The 19,917-nt window shown below is 47.8% G+C and carries 18 protein-coding genes; all 18 read left to right on the top strand.

Annotated features, from left to right (window positions below; translation table 11 throughout):
• Window positions 1-377: 377 nt before the first annotated feature.
• The gene (locus AC2YIT_RS14790; protein ID WP_430845622.1) at window positions 378-1,115 is read left to right on the top strand and encodes a tyrosine-protein phosphatase; all 738 of its coding nucleotides are present in this window, start codon (window positions 378-380) and stop codon (window positions 1,113-1,115) included.
• A 217-nt stretch (window positions 1,116-1,332) separates the two neighbouring features.
• On the top strand, window positions 1,333-2,160 hold the full coding sequence (locus AC2YIT_RS14785) for a polysaccharide biosynthesis/export family protein (RefSeq protein ID WP_430845623.1): 828 nt from the start codon (window positions 1,333-1,335) through the stop codon (window positions 2,158-2,160).
• A 51-nt stretch (window positions 2,161-2,211) separates the two neighbouring features.
• Entirely contained in the window at window positions 2,212-4,578 is a 2,367-nt protein-coding gene (locus AC2YIT_RS14780; RefSeq protein ID WP_487279668.1) for a GumC family protein, read from the top strand.
• A 208-nt stretch (window positions 4,579-4,786) separates the two neighbouring features.
• Entirely contained in the window at window positions 4,787-6,115 is a 1,329-nt protein-coding gene (locus AC2YIT_RS14775; protein WP_487279667.1) for a UDP-glucose dehydrogenase family protein, read from the top strand.
• Window positions 6,116-6,221: 106 nt separating this feature from the next.
• Window positions 6,222-7,250, top strand: a complete 1,029-nt coding sequence (locus tag AC2YIT_RS14770) for an NAD-dependent epimerase/dehydratase family protein (protein ID WP_430845625.1) — start codon at window positions 6,222-6,224, stop codon at window positions 7,248-7,250.
• Window positions 7,251-7,298: 48 nt separating this feature from the next.
• On the top strand, window positions 7,299-7,850 hold the full coding sequence (locus tag AC2YIT_RS14765) for a serine O-acetyltransferase (RefSeq protein ID WP_430845626.1): 552 nt from the start codon (window positions 7,299-7,301) through the stop codon (window positions 7,848-7,850).
• Window positions 7,851-7,874: 24 nt separating this feature from the next.
• Entirely contained in the window at window positions 7,875-9,401 is a 1,527-nt protein-coding gene (locus AC2YIT_RS14760; protein WP_430845627.1) for an MATE family efflux transporter, read from the top strand.
• A complete protein-coding gene (locus AC2YIT_RS14755) occupies window positions 9,398-10,633 on the top strand; it encodes a hypothetical protein (RefSeq protein ID WP_487279666.1) in 1,236 nt (411 codons plus the stop codon). Before AC2YIT_RS14760 ends, AC2YIT_RS14755 begins: the two co-directional genes overlap by 4 nt.
• Window positions 10,630-11,790, top strand: coding sequence for a glycosyltransferase (locus AC2YIT_RS14750; protein WP_487279665.1), 1,161 nt, complete (start codon window positions 10,630-10,632; stop codon window positions 11,788-11,790). Before AC2YIT_RS14755 ends, AC2YIT_RS14750 begins: the two co-directional genes overlap by 4 nt.
• 26 nt (window positions 11,791-11,816) lie before the next feature.
• On the top strand, window positions 11,817-12,374 hold the full coding sequence (locus tag AC2YIT_RS14745; RefSeq protein ID WP_430845630.1) for an acyltransferase: 558 nt from the start codon (window positions 11,817-11,819) through the stop codon (window positions 12,372-12,374).
• A complete protein-coding gene (locus AC2YIT_RS14740) occupies window positions 12,352-13,437 on the top strand; it encodes a glycosyltransferase (RefSeq protein WP_487279664.1) in 1,086 nt (361 codons plus the stop codon). Before AC2YIT_RS14745 ends, AC2YIT_RS14740 begins: the two co-directional genes overlap by 23 nt.
• 55 nt (window positions 13,438-13,492) lie before the next feature.
• The gene (locus tag AC2YIT_RS14735) at window positions 13,493-14,020 is read left to right on the top strand and encodes a serine O-acetyltransferase (protein ID WP_487279663.1); all 528 of its coding nucleotides are present in this window, start codon (window positions 13,493-13,495) and stop codon (window positions 14,018-14,020) included.
• Between the two features lie 21 nt (window positions 14,021-14,041).
• Window positions 14,042-15,154 (top strand): glycosyltransferase family 4 protein, encoded by a 1,113-nt coding sequence (locus tag AC2YIT_RS14730; protein WP_430845633.1) that lies wholly within the window; start codon window positions 14,042-14,044, stop codon window positions 15,152-15,154.
• A 29-nt stretch (window positions 15,155-15,183) separates the two neighbouring features.
• Window positions 15,184-15,627, top strand: coding sequence for an oligosaccharide biosynthesis protein Alg14 (locus AC2YIT_RS14725; RefSeq protein ID WP_487279662.1), 444 nt, complete (start codon window positions 15,184-15,186; stop codon window positions 15,625-15,627).
• Window positions 15,624-16,118, top strand: coding sequence for a glycosyltransferase (locus tag AC2YIT_RS14720; RefSeq protein ID WP_430845635.1), 495 nt, complete (start codon window positions 15,624-15,626; stop codon window positions 16,116-16,118). Before AC2YIT_RS14725 ends, AC2YIT_RS14720 begins: the two co-directional genes overlap by 4 nt.
• A 36-nt stretch (window positions 16,119-16,154) precedes the next feature.
• Entirely contained in the window at window positions 16,155-17,099 is a 945-nt protein-coding gene (locus AC2YIT_RS14715; protein WP_430845636.1) for an acyltransferase family protein, read from the top strand.
• A gap of 22 nt (window positions 17,100-17,121) precedes the next feature.
• Complete coding sequence (locus AC2YIT_RS14710; protein ID WP_487279661.1) at window positions 17,122-18,294, top strand: endo-1,4-beta-xylanase; 1,173 nt, start codon at window positions 17,122-17,124, stop codon at window positions 18,292-18,294.
• Window positions 18,295-18,366: 72 nt separating this feature from the next.
• Window positions 18,367-19,917, top strand: coding sequence for a capsule assembly Wzi family protein (locus AC2YIT_RS14705; protein WP_487279660.1), 1,551 nt, complete (start codon window positions 18,367-18,369; stop codon window positions 19,915-19,917).

Below are 19,917 nucleotides of genomic sequence, written 5' to 3'. Positions count from 1 at the left end.
GAATGGAATGGGTTTTTGAAGCGATTGGCTGGAATTTACCTGGTATTCGTCCCGACAGTCACGCTGTACCGGTTCCAGAAGTGCTGCCCGGCGGGCAGGCTTTTTTTACGGCCGGAGTTTGCCGAAACCGGGGTGGGAGATCTACAATACGAAGAAAAGCGTTTGTGAACATTCTGTTAAGAATTGATTACAGGGATGTAGGGAAAAAATCCAATTTTGAACTTTGACAAAATTATTTGCCGTTTTGAGCACAGAAATGTACAACTTTCAATTGTTTTGTCTTAATTTTATCCAACTTTGTACTAAGTAACAAACTGCGGTCCGCAAAACCGACTGGTTTTATTCCTCTGTCGGATCGTCTGCGGTCGTATTTTCATATGCTCAACTGGTTATTCGATAAGAAGAAAAAAGAGGAAACGGACCTTTCCCTGATAGGAATGGATTTGCACTCTCACCTGATTCCGGGGATCGACGATGGTGTTGAAACCATAGAAGACTCGCTGGTAATGCTGCGTAAAATGTATAGTCTCGGTTATCGCCGGATTTTTGCGACGCCTCATGTTATGTGGGATTGTTACCGCAATACGCCACAAATTATCCGTGATGGCATCAATGACGTTCGAGTGGCGGCCTTGAATGCGGGAATCGATATGGATATTAATGCCGCGGCTGAATATTTTATCGACGAACACTTTGTGGAATTGCTTAACACAGGCGGTGAATTACTTACATTACCAGGCAACAGGTTGCTGGTCGAGCTTCCTTATTCGACCAAGCTGATGAACACCTCCGAAACGTTGTTCCAAATAGTTGCAAAAGGTTATCGCCCGGTTCTGGCTCATCCCGAGCGCTATACGTATTTCTATCAGGATACGTCGATATTCAAGAAGCTTTGCGATCAGGGTTGCGAGTTGCAGGTGAATATTCTGTCGCTCGGAAACTACTACGGTGAGAACGTACACAAGATGGCGGATTGGCTGCTGAATAACGGCCTGATTACATATGTAGGGACCGATGCGCACAAGCCAGCACATTTGGATTTAATTAATAGGACAGACAAAAAGGGCTGGCTGAAAAAATACAGATTCCAAAATCTGAAACTGATGGAAGAGTAGGATTAAACCTGGAATGAAATTCTACAACGACATCAAATATATTATTGAGCCAAATAGAGAGTCTTTTTACTGCGTTTATCCGTATTTTTAAGCAGGTTGTTCGAATGTTTTTAGGTGTAAGTTAAAATAAACCCGTTAAAAAGGTGTTTTTTATAACAAAACAATGAATTATATTCGTGCTCTGATTTACGTAATCATTCTTACTCAACGTCAATACATGAACACATTACAAAAATTACCCGTTCGTTATTTTTTGCACTCCCTAGTGCTGGGAATCGTTTTTATCAGCGCTTTTTCTTCTTGTATCTCGAATAAGTCAATTGTATATTTTCAAGGTGACTCGCTTCGCTACACGGCACAGGAAATTACTCAGAAGTATACGCCGGTTATCCAGCCCAACGACATTCTTTCGATCGTGGTGGGCAGTTTGAACGCCGAAGCTAACGAGATATTTAACACTCCGAACTCATTTACAACTGCGACTACCAACTATTCAACAACGGGTGGCGGTGCGCGTGTACAACCTCTCGGGTATCTGGTTGACGCGGACGGTAGCATCGAAATGCCAATGGTGGGAAAGGTGAAAATTGGCGGCCTGCGCACGATCGACGCTGCGGACACCATTCGCACCCGCCTGTCCAGTTACCTGAAAGAGCCGAGCGTGATAGTCCGTAACCTGAATTTTAAGGTATCGGTGCTGGGCGAGGTGGCCCGCCCGTCTATATACGTGATTCCGGACGAGAAAATTACATTGCCCGAGGTGCTCAGTCTTGCGGGTGATCTCACCATCTATGGAAAGCGTGAGAACGTGATGATCATCCGTGAAGAAAACGGCAAACGCGAATATGCAAGAATAGACCTTACCAGCCGGGATGTTCTTAGCTCTCCCTATTATTACCTTCACAAAAACGACATTATTTACGTCGAGCCGATCAAAACAAAGATCAATGCAACGGACCGGAATGTACAGCTCGTGCCGATCATTACCTCTATCGTAGCCGCCATCGGTACGCTGGGTATCCTGATCATTAATATCACCAAATAGAATTTCAGTGCCTGAATTAGTTTCAGTAGACACTTATTATACTCAACTGTTATGATCGATAAAATGAATGGAGTGCAACCGTCCTTTTTGGAGGAAGAGGAGGAAGAGTTTAACCTTATGGAATACATAAATCGGTATTTCAGATATTGGTACCTTTTCCCGATATTTATTGTCCTGGCCCTTACTGGCGCATTCTTCTACCTGCAAATTACACAGCCGGTTTATAGCACCAAATCAAGCATTCTCATCAAGGAAGAGAAAAGCATCGGAGGTTCGCAAGGCGACATTCTGACTGAAATGAGCTCGGAATTCGGTGGTAATAAGGTGGTGGAGAATGAGTTGGAAATCCTGAAATCCCAGACGCTTATGGAGCAGGTGATTAAGGAGCTCGGTCTGGACGTTTCCTATACCTCGAAAGATGGCTTGCGGACGGTGAATTTGTATAAAAGAAGCCCGATTACGCTCACGGCCGAGGTGATAACTCCGTTGGGATTGGAAGAGCCGCTGACGATCCATATGGTGGACAGTACGCATTTTCGGTTCAATGACGAGGATGAAGTGTTCCAGGTAGGCCAGCGCTTCAACAACGCCTGGGGCGCATTTGTAATCAACAGAGGTAAAGATTCGGAATACACCGACATTAAAGTGCATTTCAGTGACGTGAAGGCTCTTGCTGAGGCGATCCTGGGCCGATTGTCTATCACGCAGCCGAATATCAAAAGTACGGTTCTCGAACTCACTTACGAGGATACCGACGTTCAGCGCTCGAAAGACGTATTGAACAAATTGCTGGATGTATATGTACAAGCGTCACTGAACGATAAAAATACCGAAGCGAGTAACACGCTGAAATTCATCGAAAATCGCCTGGGCCTCATTACCGAGGAATTGGGGGACGTAGAGAAGAATGTAGAATCTTACAAAACCAATGCAGGTATTACCGACATTAGCTCGGAATCCAAACTTTTTTTGGAAAACATTAAAGAGAACGACGCGCAGTTGAACGAGGTGAACACCAAACTCAGTATCCTCGAAAGTGTCGATAACTACATCCAGAATGCAGGTGAAGGTGCCGTTGCGCCTGCCACATATATGATTGACGACCCTGTGTTGGTATCCTTGCTGACCCGTTTCAACGAATTGGAACTGCAGCGGGAGCGTTACGCACGTACGACAACGACGAAAAACCCGTTGCTGGAAACGATCAACACGCAATTGGAGGGTACTCGTCAGTCGATCCGCGAGAACGTGCAAAACTTGAAGCGGGGAATGGCTGTAACAAAGCGTAACCTCGAAGGTATCAACAACCGTTTCTCCGCAGGTCTGCGTGCGATCCCCAAAAAGGAGCGTGAGTTTGTTGGCATTAAGCGTCAGCAGTCGATCAAAGAAGAACTGTATCTTTATCTGTTACAAAAAAGGGAGGAAACCGCGCTGGGTTATGCTGCTACCGTTTCGGATAGCCGCCTGATCGACGCACCGGTAACCAGCTTCCAGCCGATTAAACCAAAGCGTGCATTTATCTGGCTAGGTTCACTGGTAGGAGGGATCGCGGTTCCCGTGTTGCTAATCAATCTGCTTTTCATGCTGAATAACACAGTTCAGCGCCGGGAGGAAATTGAAAAGGTAACGCATTCGTCGATCCTCGGTGAAGTAGGGCAGATGAATACTCCTGCGGGAGCGCCTGCAGATGATAATATCATTAAAATGACCAGCCGCACCGCCGTTGCGGAGCAATTCCGTGCGCTGCGTACCAATTTACAATACCTCGGAGATGGCAATTGCCGCATTCTGATGTTTACTTCGTCGATCGGTGGAGAAGGAAAAAGCTTCGTGAGTGTGAACCTGGCTGCGAGTTTGGCATATTCGGATAAAAAAGTGTTGCTGATTGGTCTTGATTTACGCAAGCCTACCTTGCACGAACGTCTGTCCCTGCCCAACAAAACAGGGGCTTCGAACTGCCTCATCGGGCAAGGCAACTACGAGGATTACATCCAGCAGACCGACGTCCATCCTAAATTCCACGTTCTGACCAGCGGCCCGATCCCGCCAAACCCGTCGGAGCTTTTGAGTAACGGACGGTTGCCGGTTATGCTCGCCGAGCTTCGCAAGGAGTACGACTACATTCTGATCGACTCACCACCGTTCGGTCTTGTGACCGACTCTGCGCTGATCGCCGAGCACGTGGATGCTACATTGTATATCGTTCGCTTCAACTACACGTTGCTCGACCATCTGAAACGCATTGGTGAGCTGCACAAAGCACGCCGCTTCCAGAACCTGTCTATCATCTTCAACGGTGTGAACTATGGAATCGGCTACGGCTATGGCTACGGCTACGGTGGCTATGGCTATGGTTACTACAAAGAAGAGAAATCCGAAAAAGGCAGCAGGCTGAAAAAGCTTGTTGGTATGAACTAACCCACAAAATCCCCGGGAAATGATAGGTAATATCCCTTCTCGGGGAATCCATTAGACATTTCGTAGTACTTGGTAGAAGTAATTTGGAATATCTTTAAAGAGTATTATTTTAGTAGAGCGTTGTTGGTAGATATTCAGTTAAGTTTTATCAACAACATCAGGGAATAATTATAATCTAATCAATTTACTCAACGTTATTTTTTTGCGTATGAAAATCGCTGTTATCGGAACCGGCTATGTTGGACTAGTTACTGGAACTTGTTTTGCTGAAACAGGAAACCAGGTTACCTGTGTTGATATTGATGTCAACAAAGTAGCCAGAATGCAAAAGGGAGAGATTCCCATCTACGAACCAGGTCTGGATGTATTGTTCGATCGTAACATTGCTGAGGACCGTTTGAAATTCACTACCAGTATCGTGGAAGGTATTGAAGGCGCGGAAGTGATTTTTCTGGCGCTTCCTACGCCGCCGGATGAGGACGGTTCTGCCGATCTTAAATACATTCTCGGTGTGGCCAACGACCTCGGTCCGATCCTGAAAGACTACGCGGTGATCGTCGACAAAAGCACTGTTCCCGTAGGGACTGCCGAAAAAGTCCGTGCGGCGATTGCCCAAAATGCTACTGTGGATTTTGACGTAGTTTCCAATCCGGAATTCCTTCGTGAAGGAGTCGCGGTGGAAGACTTCATGAAGCCCGACCGCGTAGTGGTAGGAACGACTTCGGACCGTGCGAAGAAAGTGATGGAACAATTGTACGCGCCATTGGTGCGCCAGGGCAACCCGGTGATTTTCATGGATGAGCGCTCAGCCGAGATGACCAAATATGCAGCGAACTCGTTCCTTGCATTGAAAATCACTTTCATGAACGAAATAGCAAACCTTTGCGAACGAGTTGGCGCGAACGTGGACGACATCCGTCGCGGTATCGGAACTGACAGTCGCATTGGAAAACGCTTCCTCTTTGCTGGTATCGGTTATGGCGGCAGTTGCTTCCCTAAGGACGTGCAGGCGCTTGCTAAGACATCCAGAGATTATGGCTACGATTTCCGCACTTTGAAATCGGTGATGGCGGTGAATGCCGACCAGAAGAAGAAATTATTACCGATCGTGGAAGATTACTTCCAGGGTAGCCTGGCGGGTAAAACAATCGCCGTTTGGGGCCTTGCGTTTAAGCCTTACACGGACGATATCCGCGAAGCTCCGGCGCTCGAAAACATCGAGGCGCTGCTCGCAGCAGGCGCGAAGGTGACAGCCTACGATCCTGAGGCGATGGAGAATGTAAAAAGACAAATCCCCGACATCACCTATTGCCATACGGCATACGCAGCGCTCGATGACGCCGATGCGCTGATGATCTTCACAGAGTGGCCGCAGTTCCGTACCCCGGATTTCACCAAAATGGGTAAGCTCCTGAAAGAAAAAGTCGTTTTCGACGGCCGCAACCTTTATGAGCTAAACACCATGAGAGAGCACGGCTTTACTTATTATAGCATTGGACGCGAGGCGGTTAACGCGGTTGAAGAACCGGTAGCTTAATGCGTCCGTATGGCCCCGCAGGTGCGGCTATGAGCCGTGCCTGCGGAAGGTCCTTCCCCTTCCACGTTCATTTCAGTGAAGACATTAAACGGATTACTCAACAGATATGAAAGTATTAGTAACAGGCAGCGCCGGATTTATCGGGTTTCATACGGTAAAGCAGCTACTGCAAGAAGGTTTCGAAGTGGTAGGCCTTGACAATATCAATGACTACTATTCACCACAACTCAAGTATGCGCGCCTGAAAGAGGCTGGTATCCAACAGGAAAAGATCAAATGGTATCAACTGGTAACCAGCACGGTTAACAGCAACTACCGCTTCGTGCGCATGAATCTCGAAGACAAGCAGCAGCTTTTCAGTTTGTTCCAGGCTGAGCAGTTTGACTATGTGATCAACCTTGCGGCACAGGCAGGTGTACGTTACTCGATCGAGAACCCGGATGTGTATGTGCAATCAAACATTATCGGCTTCCATTATGTCCTCGAGGCGTGTCGTTACTTTCCACCAAGGCATCTTGTTCATGCCTCGTCGTCGTCGGTGTATGGTGCCAATGCTAAAATCCCTTTCTCGGAAGAGGACAAGGTAGACTCGCCCGTAAGTCTCTATGCGGCTACCAAGAAGAGCAACGAGCTGATGGCTCATTCATATAGCCATCTTTATAATATCCCTATTACCTGCCTGCGCTTCTTTACCGTTTATGGCCCATGGGGACGTCCGGATATGGCGCCGATGCTTTTTGCCCGTGCGATCGCCGAAGGCAAGCCTATCCAGGTTTTCAACAACGGCGATATGGAACGCGACTTTACGTTCGTGGGTGATATCGTCGACGGAGTCACCAAAACGATGGTGGCAGGGTTCGAAGAAAATCCGCAATACCGCGTGCTCAACATTGGTAACGGTTCACCGGTGAATCTGATGAAGTTTATTGAAGAACTCGAACAAGGTATCGGGACCAAGGCACTTAAAAACTTTTTGCCGATGCAAGCCGGCGACGTTCCCCGAACATGGGCAAGCCAGGAAAATCTCGAACGCATTACCAATTACAAACCGCAGGTCGAACTCAGCTCTGGTATAAAGGAATTTGCCGATTGGTACCTTGAATACAGCGGCCAGTTGGCGGCGCATTACGTGTAATAATGCCTGGTATTATCCTGGTTGAGTGCATTCTTCGTAACACACCCTATGGAAAGCGCATTAAAATATGATCTTTTTCGCAGCGCGGGAAAGACGGGCTCTAAGGCCTTTCTTTCCCGGTTGTTTTTCAATTACCCATTCCGGTTCATCGCTTTTTACAGGTTGTCCCAGAAATATCCGAAAAGTAGTCCGCTGGGGTTCCTGTGCAGACTTTTGTACCGGCGCTATGGCGTGAAATACGGTATACAGATCCCACTTTCGGTAAAAATTGGTAAAGGTCTGTTGTTACCGCATTTCGGCGGGATCGTGGTCAATTCCCAAAGCCGTATCGGCGATAATTGTACGTTACTGCACAACGTTACAATAGGAAATACTAAAAGAGGGGAGAAGAAAGGCGCACCAAGCATCGGAAACAGCGTTTATATTGGCCCTGGTGCTGTCATTGTAGGAGGTATAGAAGTTGGCGACAATGTGCTTATTGCGCCCAATTCCTATGTGAATCTCGACGTGCCGTCGAATAGCGTGGTAGTGGGAAACCCGGCCAGAATATTTGCCAAGGAGACAGCCACAGAAGGTTATATTACCAATCCCGTTCTTTAAAACGAATATTTATTCACAGTTTGAATGTCTTCTCAGGTAAACAAAATCGCTAAAAATACCCTTTTCCTGTACGTCAGGATGTTCCTCCTGATGTTCATTGGGCTTTATACGTCCCGTGTGGTATTGGAAGTGCTGGGCGTTGAAGACCTGGGTATTTACAATGTAGTGGGGTCGGTAGTAATGATGCTGGAGTTCGTATCGTCGAGCCTTACCAACTCTTCCCAGCGCTACCTGAATATTGGTTTAGGAAAAAATGATATGGGACTTACCAATCGTTATTTTTCCCAAAGTGTAGGCCTGCATTTCCTGCTCTCCATATTTATTGTATTGTTACTCGAAACCCTGGGACTATGGATGTTCAATAACAAATTGGTCATTCCGGATGGCCGGCGTGAAGCCGCTTTCTGGGTTTACCAGCTATCCACACTAGCCGCATTTATTAAAATTAATCAGATATGTTTTCAAAGCGTGATCGTCGCGCGTGAGAGCATGTCCGTGTATGCGTATCTGAGTATTTTTGAGGGAGTGGCTAAACTGGCGGTCGTTTATCTGATTGGCGAAAACACGCCGTTCGATAAACTTGCTTATTATGGTTTTTTGATCGTGGTTATTCAAGGAGTGGTGTTTCTGGCGCATATGGTTTACTGCTATATGAAATACCCCGAATCGCACTACAAGTTGTTTTGGGACAATGCGTTGTTCCGGGAAATGGCAGGCTTCGTAAGCGTGAACGCTTTCGGCTATATTTCATGGGCCATCGGTGTGCAGGGAATCAATGTGGTTCTCAACCTGTTCTTCGGGCCGACTGTCAATGCGGCGCGCGGGTTGGCTTCTACAGCGGGGCGGTTTATCAACCAGTTTGTCAATAACATTTACCTTGCCATTAAGCCGCAGATTATCCAGTCCTATGCAAAAGGTGAGACAGAAAGCATGGTAACGCTGGCAGAGAAATCGACTGTTTATGTGTTTTACATGGTGCTGTTCGTATCACTTCCAATCCTTTTTGAAACGAATTTCATTCTTACATTTTGGCTGAAGGAAGTGCCGGAGTATACCAAACTGTACACCGAGCTGACGTTGATTCAATCCTATTTCTGGATGCTTCCGATCCCTTACAGCCAGATCGCCACCGCTACTGGCCGGATCAAGAACATTCAGCTATACGGACGCATTTTTACCCTACTCGCACTGCCTATTTCGTATGGGATACTGTTGTTGGTGAAAAATCCTTACTACCCCATATTCGTGATTATCACAATGGACGCATTTTTCTGGCTATATACGATTTATGATGTTGATAAACAGCTCAATATTAAATTTGACCGGTATGTAAGAAATGTGATCCTTCCTGTGCTGTACATGGCTGCTGCGATGGTGATTTCGCTTACGCTCGCCCATTATATGATCGCGGGTCTGGAGCCGGTGTTCCGGTTTATTATTGAAGGGGTAATCAGCCTTTCGCTGGGATTTCTATTTACTTTTTTGTTCGGTATGCCGCGTGATGAAATGGCGTATCTGAAAGGTGTTGTAATTAAGAAAATAAAAAGATGACTAGGATAATAGCGTTAGTTTTCTTTCTCATATTTTTTATTGGTACCAACGTGTTGAACACGTTGAAAATAGATAACTATACTTTTTTTTATCTGATCGTGGCGACCGCTGTGGGAGTACTGGTAATGAGCTTCCGCACCAGGACATTCAAAGATCGTAAATATGAGATTGGCGTATTGCTGCTGATCGCTTTTGTGATCGTTTACAGGATCTACGCGGGTATTCTTACCGATTCGCTGAGAAGCGCAGCCATCCTCTTCGCGACGCCGCTCATTTATCTGTTGATTCCCAAAGAAATAAGAACAAAGGAAGATTATCTCGTAAAGAGGAAGGTTGTGAAGATTATCATCGCATTCTATATTTTCGAATGCCTCGTAGCCATTGCCGAATACCTCTTCCGGACCCATTTTTTCCTTTGGATCGATACTACATTCCAGTCACACTTGATGAATTTCCGGTTGCGGGAATCGTTCAGGAGTGTGGCATTGCATGGCGCACCTTTGAGCAATGCATTGATGGTGACAGTACTCAGCGCATTTTTTATCACATCCTCCCTTAAGGACAAATATAAGTTCGCATTATGGGGCTTGGGCTTTGTGGCGGTGCTCGCATTCAACGCGCGGATGGCGATTATTGTAAACCTGGGTTTCTTTGCTTTCTACATCCTAAAATTGCTGGGCGACAAGAAAGCACAGTTTACGACTAAATTGTTTGTATATGCGGCCTCTGCTGCATTCTTCGCGATAGCTGCTTACCTGGTTTTTTACCAGGGATTAGGCGATCGCCTTTTTAAAACCGAGCTTCTCGACCAGGCGAGTGCGCAGAAACGCTTTGACCTGTTTGCCATATTTGACGGCCACACGATTTCGGACTTTCTGTTTGGCCGTTCGATGCGGGACTTTGACTTGATGAAAGAGCTGGCCGGGCTATTGATCATCGAGAATTTCTGGGTTTGTGAAATTGTATTGTTTGGCATTCTGTTTGTGGCGGGCATGGTGATTTTGTACATTAAGCTGCTGGCACCCTACGTACGCGAGTATTCATTTTATAACAGAATGGTGATCTGCTTGTCATTTATTCTGCTGGCTTCGACTAACAACTCGCTCTTTACGCAATATCTCCCGTTGTTGCTTTTTGTGGTTTGCCTGAACCTGTTCAGGCCAGACACGTTTAAGATTATCCTTCCTGCCAAATACCTTAACAGATACGCGTTAACCAGATCAAGACGATGAAACTGATATTTGATTTAACCAAAACACAACCTGTCGGGAATACGAAATTTCACGGAGGGGGAAAGTACGGTGAAATCGTGTTTAAATCCCTCGCCAATAGTTCAAAAGACATCATTGCCTATTACAATTCGGAGAAATGGCTGAACCCGGAAATCGCGCAGATTTGTCGGGATAACCATTTGACGATGGTCGATTCGAACCAGCGTTCTTTGCAGGAAACCGTGGCCGAGCACCCGGGAGTGGTTTACAGCCCTATTATCGAAACGGACCTCAATAATATCGGTGATAATATTACCTACATTACTACGGTTCACGGGCTTCGCGTTCTGGAATTGCCTTATGATAAATACATTGGCGATTATCGTAGCAAGAGCTTCAAGTTAGGTTACGATTTATATTACAAATACAAATCGAAGAAAACTTTCGACCTCACTTTGAAGAAGTACCGTGAGGTTTTTCAGAAAAAAAATATCCATGTCGTTACGGTTTCGGAGCATTCGAAGGCTTCGATTTTATCGTTCGTACCTTATCTGAAACAGGAGGATATCGAGGTGTTCTATTCGCCGTCGACGGTGGGTGAATTGAAGAAAGTGGAGCCATATGACGCCGGCGAGAAATATTATATGATGGTGAGCGCCGACCGCTGGGTAAAAAATGCATTGCGCGCAGCTATGGCCTTCGATGAAATATTTACCGAACGCCCGGATTTTAAAGGAAAAGTGATCCTGACGGGCTCGAAGAACAAGCACATTTTCGACAAATACATTAAGAACTCATCGCGGTTCGTGTTCGTCGATTATGTGGATGCGAAAACGCTCCTTTCGATGTATAAGGGGGCTTACCTGTTTGTTTATCCGTCCCTGAACGAGGGATTCGGTTACCCGCCGGTAGAGGCGATGACACTAGGAACACCCATCATCGCGTCTGCGATCTCATCCATTACCGAAATCTGCGGGGATAGTGCATTGTACTTCAACCCATTGATGGTGAGTGAGATCAAGATGCGTATCCTGCAAATGGAGAACAAAGAAATCCGTGCGGAATTTATTCGCAAGCAGGAAAAGCGCATAAGGGAAGTAAAGGAGCGGCAGGATCAGGATCTGGAAAAGCTGACGCAATACATTCTCTCACACGTCAGGCAGTCCGTAAACGCATAACCAGCACTCACCAGCCCTTTACGAGAATGGGAAGACTAGGAATTTTAAAGAATATGCTGAAACGGTGGTGGCTATCACCGGTGGATTATGCGCGTTCAATTGGTGTGAAGGTCGGCAGCGGCTGTCAGTTGATCAGCGTCACTTGGTCGTCGGAGCCTTACCTCATTACCATTGGCAATAATTGCCAGATTACCAACGGTGTCAAAATCTTCACGCACGGGGGAGCATTCATGTTCCGGAGGGAAATCCCCGATTTTGATTGTTTCGGCAAGGTCGTGATCGGCGACGGCGTGTACGTAGGCAATAACAGCCTTATCCTTCCAGGCGTGACGATCGGTAACAATGTACTCGTAGCGGCCGGATCGGTGGTCACTAAGTCGGTGCCTGACAATGTATGTATTGGCGGTAACCCGGCGAAAATCATTTGCTCGGTCGAAGAGTATAAGAAGAACAACTTACAATATAATGTGCACTCCAAGGGCATGAGTCGTGAGGAGAAGAAGGCATTGCTGCTCTCGCTTCCCCCCGACCGCCTGATCCAAAAGGGTTACCTGAAATATAATGAGCGAATTAGCAACCTCTGATACAACCAGACAAAAGGCGATTTTCTTCGTGAACTGCTATGCGGGCGGTGCCGAGAAAATGACGCTGTTTATAGCCAGCTGTCTGGATAGCAGCCGTTACGATGTCATTTTTTATATTGTCGGGAAGGAAATCGGGCTGATCCGCAACTTCATTCCTGAAGAACGGACCTGCCATTACATTCACGTCAAAAACTATAAGGACGGCCTTATGGGTAAGCTCGCCAGGGTAATGCGCGAGGAAAAGCCGGATTACGTCTTTTCCTCGCTGATGCCAATCAATATCCGGCTCGCATTCGCGTCCATCATGTTCCCGAAGGTGAAAGTGATCCTGCGTAGCAACAATTATTTATATACACAATCCATCATCCAGAAAGCACGGCTCTTTGTAGCCTATCGTTTCATGGACCATCTGATCGCACAAACCGATGAGATGCGTGACGAAGCCGTGAAAGTCCTGCGCCTGCCCAGGAATAAGGTCACGACGCTCGCCAACCCGATCAATGTAGAACAGATCAACAAAAAGCTGGAAGGCACGCCATCTCCATTCGAAGGTACGTCGACCAACTACGTGTATGTGGGCCGCATTGATCGTATCAAGGGGCTGGATGTGCTCATAAGATCCTTTGGAAAGCTCCTGGCCGATGAACCGGACTCGAAACTGTACATCGTGGGGAAAGTGGAAGGTGGTTTTGCCCCCTATTATGAAGAGCTGAGGGCTATTCAGGCTGATTTGAATATCGGAGACCAAATCATTTTTACCGGATTTAAAGAAAATCCTTACCAATACATGAAGTTCGCGGACTGCCTCGTGCTCCCATCGCGGAACGAAGGCTTGCCCAACGTAGTGATCGAATCATTGTATTTGAACACACCGGTAGCGGTAACCGCGTCCATTCCCGTCATCCGTCGCATTGTGCGGGAAGGCGTGGATGGTTTCGTAGTGGAGGTCGATGACGTGGAGGGTTTAGCGCAAGCCATGAAATCGGCTTCCAGGCTGGGACGTGTACAGTCGGCTTACAAGTCGGCGACGAAGGAAGATTTTCAGAAGTTGTTCACAAAATAACCGGCGCGCGTATGCCTGTCGGCGGGTTGCTGAATCTATCAAACTCAACGTTAGTATGTCAATTTTAAAGGATTACGCCGCCTATGCCGAGCATTCGGGCAGTAAATTGAAGCCGTTCGTGAAGACGATGTTCTATTGCAACATTTTCTTCCGCGTGAGCCACGTGCTTTACAAAATCAAGCTCATTCCACTGGCCAGGGTCTTCTGGCTGATCAACCGCATTCTTTTCTCCGTCGAAATCGACCCGCGTGCCAAACTCAAGGGCGGCTTTGTAATCCTTCACGGGACAGGGGTTACGATCGGCCATAATGTGCTTGCAGAAGGGAATTTCAAAGTTTACCAAGGCGCTACTATTGGCGGGAACATTGGTAAAAAGCGCACCTTGAATGGCCGTACTTTCAGTCAGCCGTGGTTGCAATCGGATGTAGTGGTAGGCATTAACGCGGTGGTCGCCGGGCCGGTAGTACTAGGCGCGGGAAGTAGGGTGGGAGCCAATTCCGTGGTCACCAAAGACGTCCCCGCGGGTGCAACGGTGGTATCCAATAATGTGATTCTGGCCCCCAAAGCGGAAATTGTAGTATAAACTCATCCACACGCTCGTCCTATGAAAATCCTCTTTGTGATCAACTCATCCAATAATGGTGGCGCAATCAAGATGATCGTCGCATTGTATAAGGAAGTGAAACTACATTTTCCCGCAAGCAAAATTGTGTTCCTGAAAAAGATCGAATCGCAGTATTCGAATATCGAAGGAGCCTATTATCTCAGCGATGAACTGAGCTCGCTTTCCGATTACTATACAGTTTACAAACGCCTGAAGGCAGTGATGATCGACGAGCGCCCCGATGCGCTGATCAGCTTCTTGCCACTGGCAAATATTTTCACGTCCGTGATCGGCCGGTCGCTGGGAATCAAACATCGCGTAGCCTCGCAGCGCAACCCGCCGCAGATTTACGGCACCGTGGTGCGCACACTCGACCGTTACCTGGGCTCACGCGGTTATTACACGGCCAATGTGTGTAATTCCAAAGCGGGAATGGACGCATTCGGCGCATATCCGGAAGCCTATAAAAAGCACTTGTCGGTGATCAACAACTGCGTGGAGGAGCCGGATTTCACGATTTCGAAAGCCGATGCAAGGAACCGGATCGGCATCCCGTTTGACAAGACAGTCCTTACCTGCGTGGGCCGCCTGCACGACCAGAAGAACCACGAGGTAATCGTGAAAGCGATGAAACACTTAAATGACGCTGTGCTCTACCTCGGCGGCGACGGCCCGCTGAGGGATGAAATCACGAATCTGATCAAATTAGAAGGCGTTGAACAGAAAGTAGTGATGCTCGGTGACCTCGACCGCGACCAGGTACGCCTGCTATTGCGTGCATCAGATGTGTTCCTGATTCCTTCCAAATATGAGGGGTTGAGTAACTCGCTGCTCGAAGCGATGTCGTACGGCCTGCCCGTCATTTGCAGTAACATCCCTTCCTTCACCGATTTTTTGAAACTAGACCACGAACCGGGTCACGCCGGCATGGTGATTCAAAACAACGACGACCGTGAATGGGCGAAGGGCATTCAGCGGATGATCCACAGCGACGACCTGCTCGACCGTTACCACCGGTTGTCGCTCGGTAAAGTGGCCGATCTGAGCCCGCGGAAAATGGCTTTCCGGTTTTTAAAACTGCTGGGTGTTTCGGAAAAGGAATATGTTGGTTGATATCCATTGTTTTTTATAACAACAAGAAAATGAAAGTAATAGCCATAGCTTCGGTAGGCGGCCACTGGGTGCAACTGCTGCGTTTGCGGCCGGCATTCGAAGGGGCGGAGCTGATATTCGTTTCGACAAAACCCGATTTTGCCAAAATGGTGGAAGGCAGCAAGTTCTACGCCGTGGCTGATGCCAGCCGCTGGGACAAAATGAAGCTGATTAAGTCGTTTTTCGACGTTTTCGGCATTATTCGCAGGGAAAAGCCCGACGTAGTGATCACGACCGGCGCGGCACCGGGCCTGATGGGGCTGGTTTCCGCCAAAATCCTTGGCAAGCGCACCATTTGGGTGGATAGTATCGCCAATGTGGAAGAGCTCTCGATGAGCGGCAAAATCGCTTCTAAATTCGCCAGCCGGGTGTACACCCAATGGCCGCAACTTGCAACGGACAAAATTTTATTCGCAGGAAATATATTGTCATGATTTTTGTCACAATAGGTACTCAGGCTCCGTTCGATCGGCTCATTAAGGCGATCGATGAAATCGCGCCGCAATTAAGCGGTGAACGGATCGTCGCGCAGGTATTTGAATCCTCGTATCAGGTGAAAAATCTGGAAACGGTCGGTTTCTTATCGCCCGACCAGTTTAACACGTATTTCGAAGAGGCACGTCTCGTAGTCGCGCACGCGGGTATGGGCACGATCATTTCCGCGCTCACACAGGCGAAGCCGCTACTCATCCTGCCGCGCCTGGCCAGCATGGGTGAGCACCGCAACGATCATCAGATCGCGACGGCGAAGAAAATGCAGGACCTCGGTTATGTGCAAGTAGCATTTGACGAAAAGGAACTGGTCCAGAAGTTGCTCAGAATGAGCGCTGCCACGAACGGTTCTGCGTCATCCCCGCAAATCCGCAAAGTGGCGTCCGATTCGCTCATCAGCTCGGTACGCGGTTATATTTTCTCAGGTAAATAAGAAACAGCGCTCATGCGCGGCTAAAACGCACAAGGTTTGGAAAGAAACGCCAATCTGGACATCGCAAAACTATCGCTCAGCTTTCTGGTCATTGCCGTACATTTGCCATTGTACAGCGGTGCAAGCGAAGATTCAGCCTATATGATAGGTTGGCTGTTCTCGAACGGCATTTCGCGGATTGCCGTGCCATGCTTCTTTATGATCAATGGGTATTTCGTGAATCTGACGGATAAAACGAAGGTAAAAAAGTACATGACGCATTTGCTTATTCTGTATGCCGTGTGGATGCTGCTGTATTTGCCGGCTTATTACCAGTCGGTCGTTGGGAACCCTAAATACCTGGTGAAACTGATCGTATTCGGCTTTCACCATCTGTGGTATGTGATCAGTCTCATTTTTGCGACCATCTTTTTGTATTTGATCAAACGGTACCTGCCTGTTTCGCAACGGATGCTCATGGTACTGGTAATCGGGCTGTTCATTGTCGGATATGTGATTCAGGACGTGGTTGCACCGCGTTTTAAGCAACCGCAACATTATGTGGTAATGTACCGCAACTTCCTCTTTTTCGGTTTGCCGTTTTTTGCCTTCGGGCACATCATCCGCAATACCCACTTCGAACTAGATGCACGTGCGCGGCGGAATTGTTATATTGCAATACTGATAGGCACTGTTACATTGCTGATCGAATCATACCTGAGCCTGAAATACAAGCTCGGGGTAAACCTGTATATTTCACTGCTGTTCCTTTGTCCGCCGATCATGATTTTATTGTTTAAATCGAAATGGCGGAAGTCGGATAGCTTGGTGGCGGATATTGCGAATGCGGTTTTCTTCACACACACTGGCGTGATTCTTTTCTTGCAAGACTACTTCGGGGGAATGCCTAACGTTTACCTTTTCCCGATGGCCGTGTGCCTGTCCATCATAGTGTCCTACGTGGTATACACACTTAATCGAAGATTGAAATTTTTATTATGACTCATTAATCAGATACCCTGATATGAAACTCGTTGTTTTATGCCTGGTAATGACCGTGTTCTGTGGTGTGATCAGCCTTACCTCCTGGACGGACGTTCCCAATAAGGCGTCCGTAGCCCACGAATATTCCCAAGTGGCATCCACTGAGGGAACTTCTGTCGGTACAGATGAGAAGTCGCTGCGCGAGGCCTATAAAGATTACTTCCCGATCGGTACCGCTGTTTCTCCCAGCATGATTACGGATGCCAGGCGTGCTAAATTCATCGCAACGCAGTATTCGAGCATTACGCCAATGAATGGTATGAAAGCCAAATACATTCATCCAGAAGAAAAAACCTATGCGTGGGCGGAGGCGGACCAGGCCGTTGAATTTGCTCAGAGCAATGATATGAAAGTCCGGGGGCACACACTGATCTGGTTTCAGAAGATGCCCGACTGGTTCTTTATGGATGGCAACGACTATGCTTCCAAAGAGAAGATTATGCAACGGATCGACGAGCATGTGACTACCGTGATGAACCGCTACAAAGGCAAGGTGTATTGCTGGGATGTGGTGAATGAGGGCTACCAGTTTTTCGGTAATGCGCCTGTGACGCCCAAACGCGCGAAGATTTACGATATGATCGGCAGTGAATACATCGAGCGCGCATTCGCCGCCGCGCGCAAGGCCGACCCGACTGCCAAGTTGTTTTATAACGACAACGGTTTCGAAGACCCCGAACGACGCAACCGGATTTTTAGATATCTGAAAGCCAAAAAGGAAATGGGTATGCCCATTGATGGCATCGGAATGCAGAGTCATTATGGCGTAGAAGGCATTAATGAGGGCTATTTGCAGGAAACGATCGATATGTTCTCGTCCATCGGCCTTGACGTGCAGATTACCGAACTCGATGTGTCGATCTATCCCAAACGGGAAAACAAGGTGGGGAACGGGCGTGTGCTGGAGGCGGCGGAGATACAAGGTCTGAGCGACCAGTATACCAAGGAAATCCAGCGCGAACAGGCGGACGTGTTCGATATTCTGTTCCGCACATGCCGGAAAATGAAAGGAAAAGTGACCGGCATTACGCTCTGGAGCCCCTACGACAAGGACAATTACCTGACCGAAATGCTGAACAAAAAGAACTATCCTTATTTATTTAATGAGAATATGACCCCGAAAGCCTGCTATTACCGGATCGTGAATTTCTAGGTAACAGCCTGAACAAATGCACTTTACCGAAAGGTATCGTAATACCCCTCTCGAAGAACTAACTCAACGTTAATGAAGAAAATCTCAAATTCCTTTGTGCTCATGGTTTGCATGGGCCTGCTCGTCCCGGTGTGGGTCCATGCACAGGACATGTCAATGCCTGCCGCACAGGACAGTATTTTTTTTCAGGAGCCTCAGCAGAGCCTTTTCCACGCAAGTATCGAGCTTCCTATTGTAACTACTACCAATGAAGTCGTGCCATTTTGGATGCGCGCCAACCGTTTCGGTAACGTCCCGGTCGCTGGAACTTCCGGTGGGTTGATCGGGAGTATTTCTAAAAGCTACGAAACAGGCCGAAAGGGAGTGTTCGACTGGCGGGCCGGCATGGTCTATCGACTCAATATAGGCAGCAAAACAGAGGGCACGCTGATTGAAGGTTTCGCGGCCATCAAAGCGGGCATTTTTGAACTGAAAGCGGGCCGTTCCCGTGATATAACCGGATTGGTAGATAGTACCTTGTCGTCGGGCGCCTTGGCCGTGTCCGGTAATGCGCTGGGTATTCCCAAAATAGAACTTTCTGTACCCGAATACTGGCGGTTGCCCATACTGGGCGGTATTCTGTCGTTCAAGGGCAATTTCAGCTACGGATGGTTTGGAACCACGCCCATCAACCCGGTGGGCGGGGGAGGGGCCAAAAAGGACAATATCCCGCCTATTAGCTCCTATTACCACCAGAAGTCGCTTTACGGACGTTTCGGCAGGCCGGGCTGGCGGCTGAATATCTTCGCTGGGTTTAACCACCAGACGATGTATGGCAACGAGGATGATATCTATGAAGGCTTCAACTTGTCCAAGATGCAATCGTTTTTTTACGTGGTGACTGGCCAGACCTGGCGGGCCAATAGCGGATTCGCAACTAAGCTGGGCAATCAACTGGGCTCCATCGACTTCGGTGCAACCTATGATTTGGGTACAACGCAGGTTTTCTTGTACCGCCAACAGATCTACGACGTAGGCGCATTGTCCAAACTGGCGAACGTGCAGGATGGTTTAACGGGTATTTCTTTGAAAAACAAGCGGAAAGGCAACTCCGGTTGGAGCAAGGTTCTGGTTGAATTTTTATATACCAAAAACCAGGCGGGCGAACTGTGGTCGAAGGTTACGAAATCTGGTGACGAGAACTATTATAACAACTATATGTATGGCGGGGGCTGGTCATACCGTGACCGGGGCATTGGCAACCCGTTTCTCACACCCCGCCACGAAGCGCGCGCGGAGTTACGGCACAAAACCGGCGAATACTTCGTCAATAACCGCGTGATTGCTTTCAATACCGGCTTTATCGGCAACATCGGTAGTGTGAATATTACCACCCGTTTGTCGTATTCCAGGAATTTCGGCACATACGGTACAAGCCCGATCGGTACTTCGCTGGGCAAAAGAAGAGAAGTATTGCCGCCGCCGTATTTCCAGGAAGTTAACCAGTTTTCCGGATATCTCGAAGGTAGTAAAAAGGTGAAAAATAATTGGGAAGTGGGCCTGGCTGCGGCAATAGATTCCGGCAGGCTGCTTTATAACTCGTTTGGATTAATGTTGAATGTGAGAAAATCATTTCAATTCTGA

It is taken from the genome of Dyadobacter sp. SRI_021, assembly GCF_057586235.1.
The sequence above is the reverse complement of the archived record's forward strand: the minus strand, read 5'-3'. Positions and strand labels throughout refer to the sequence as shown.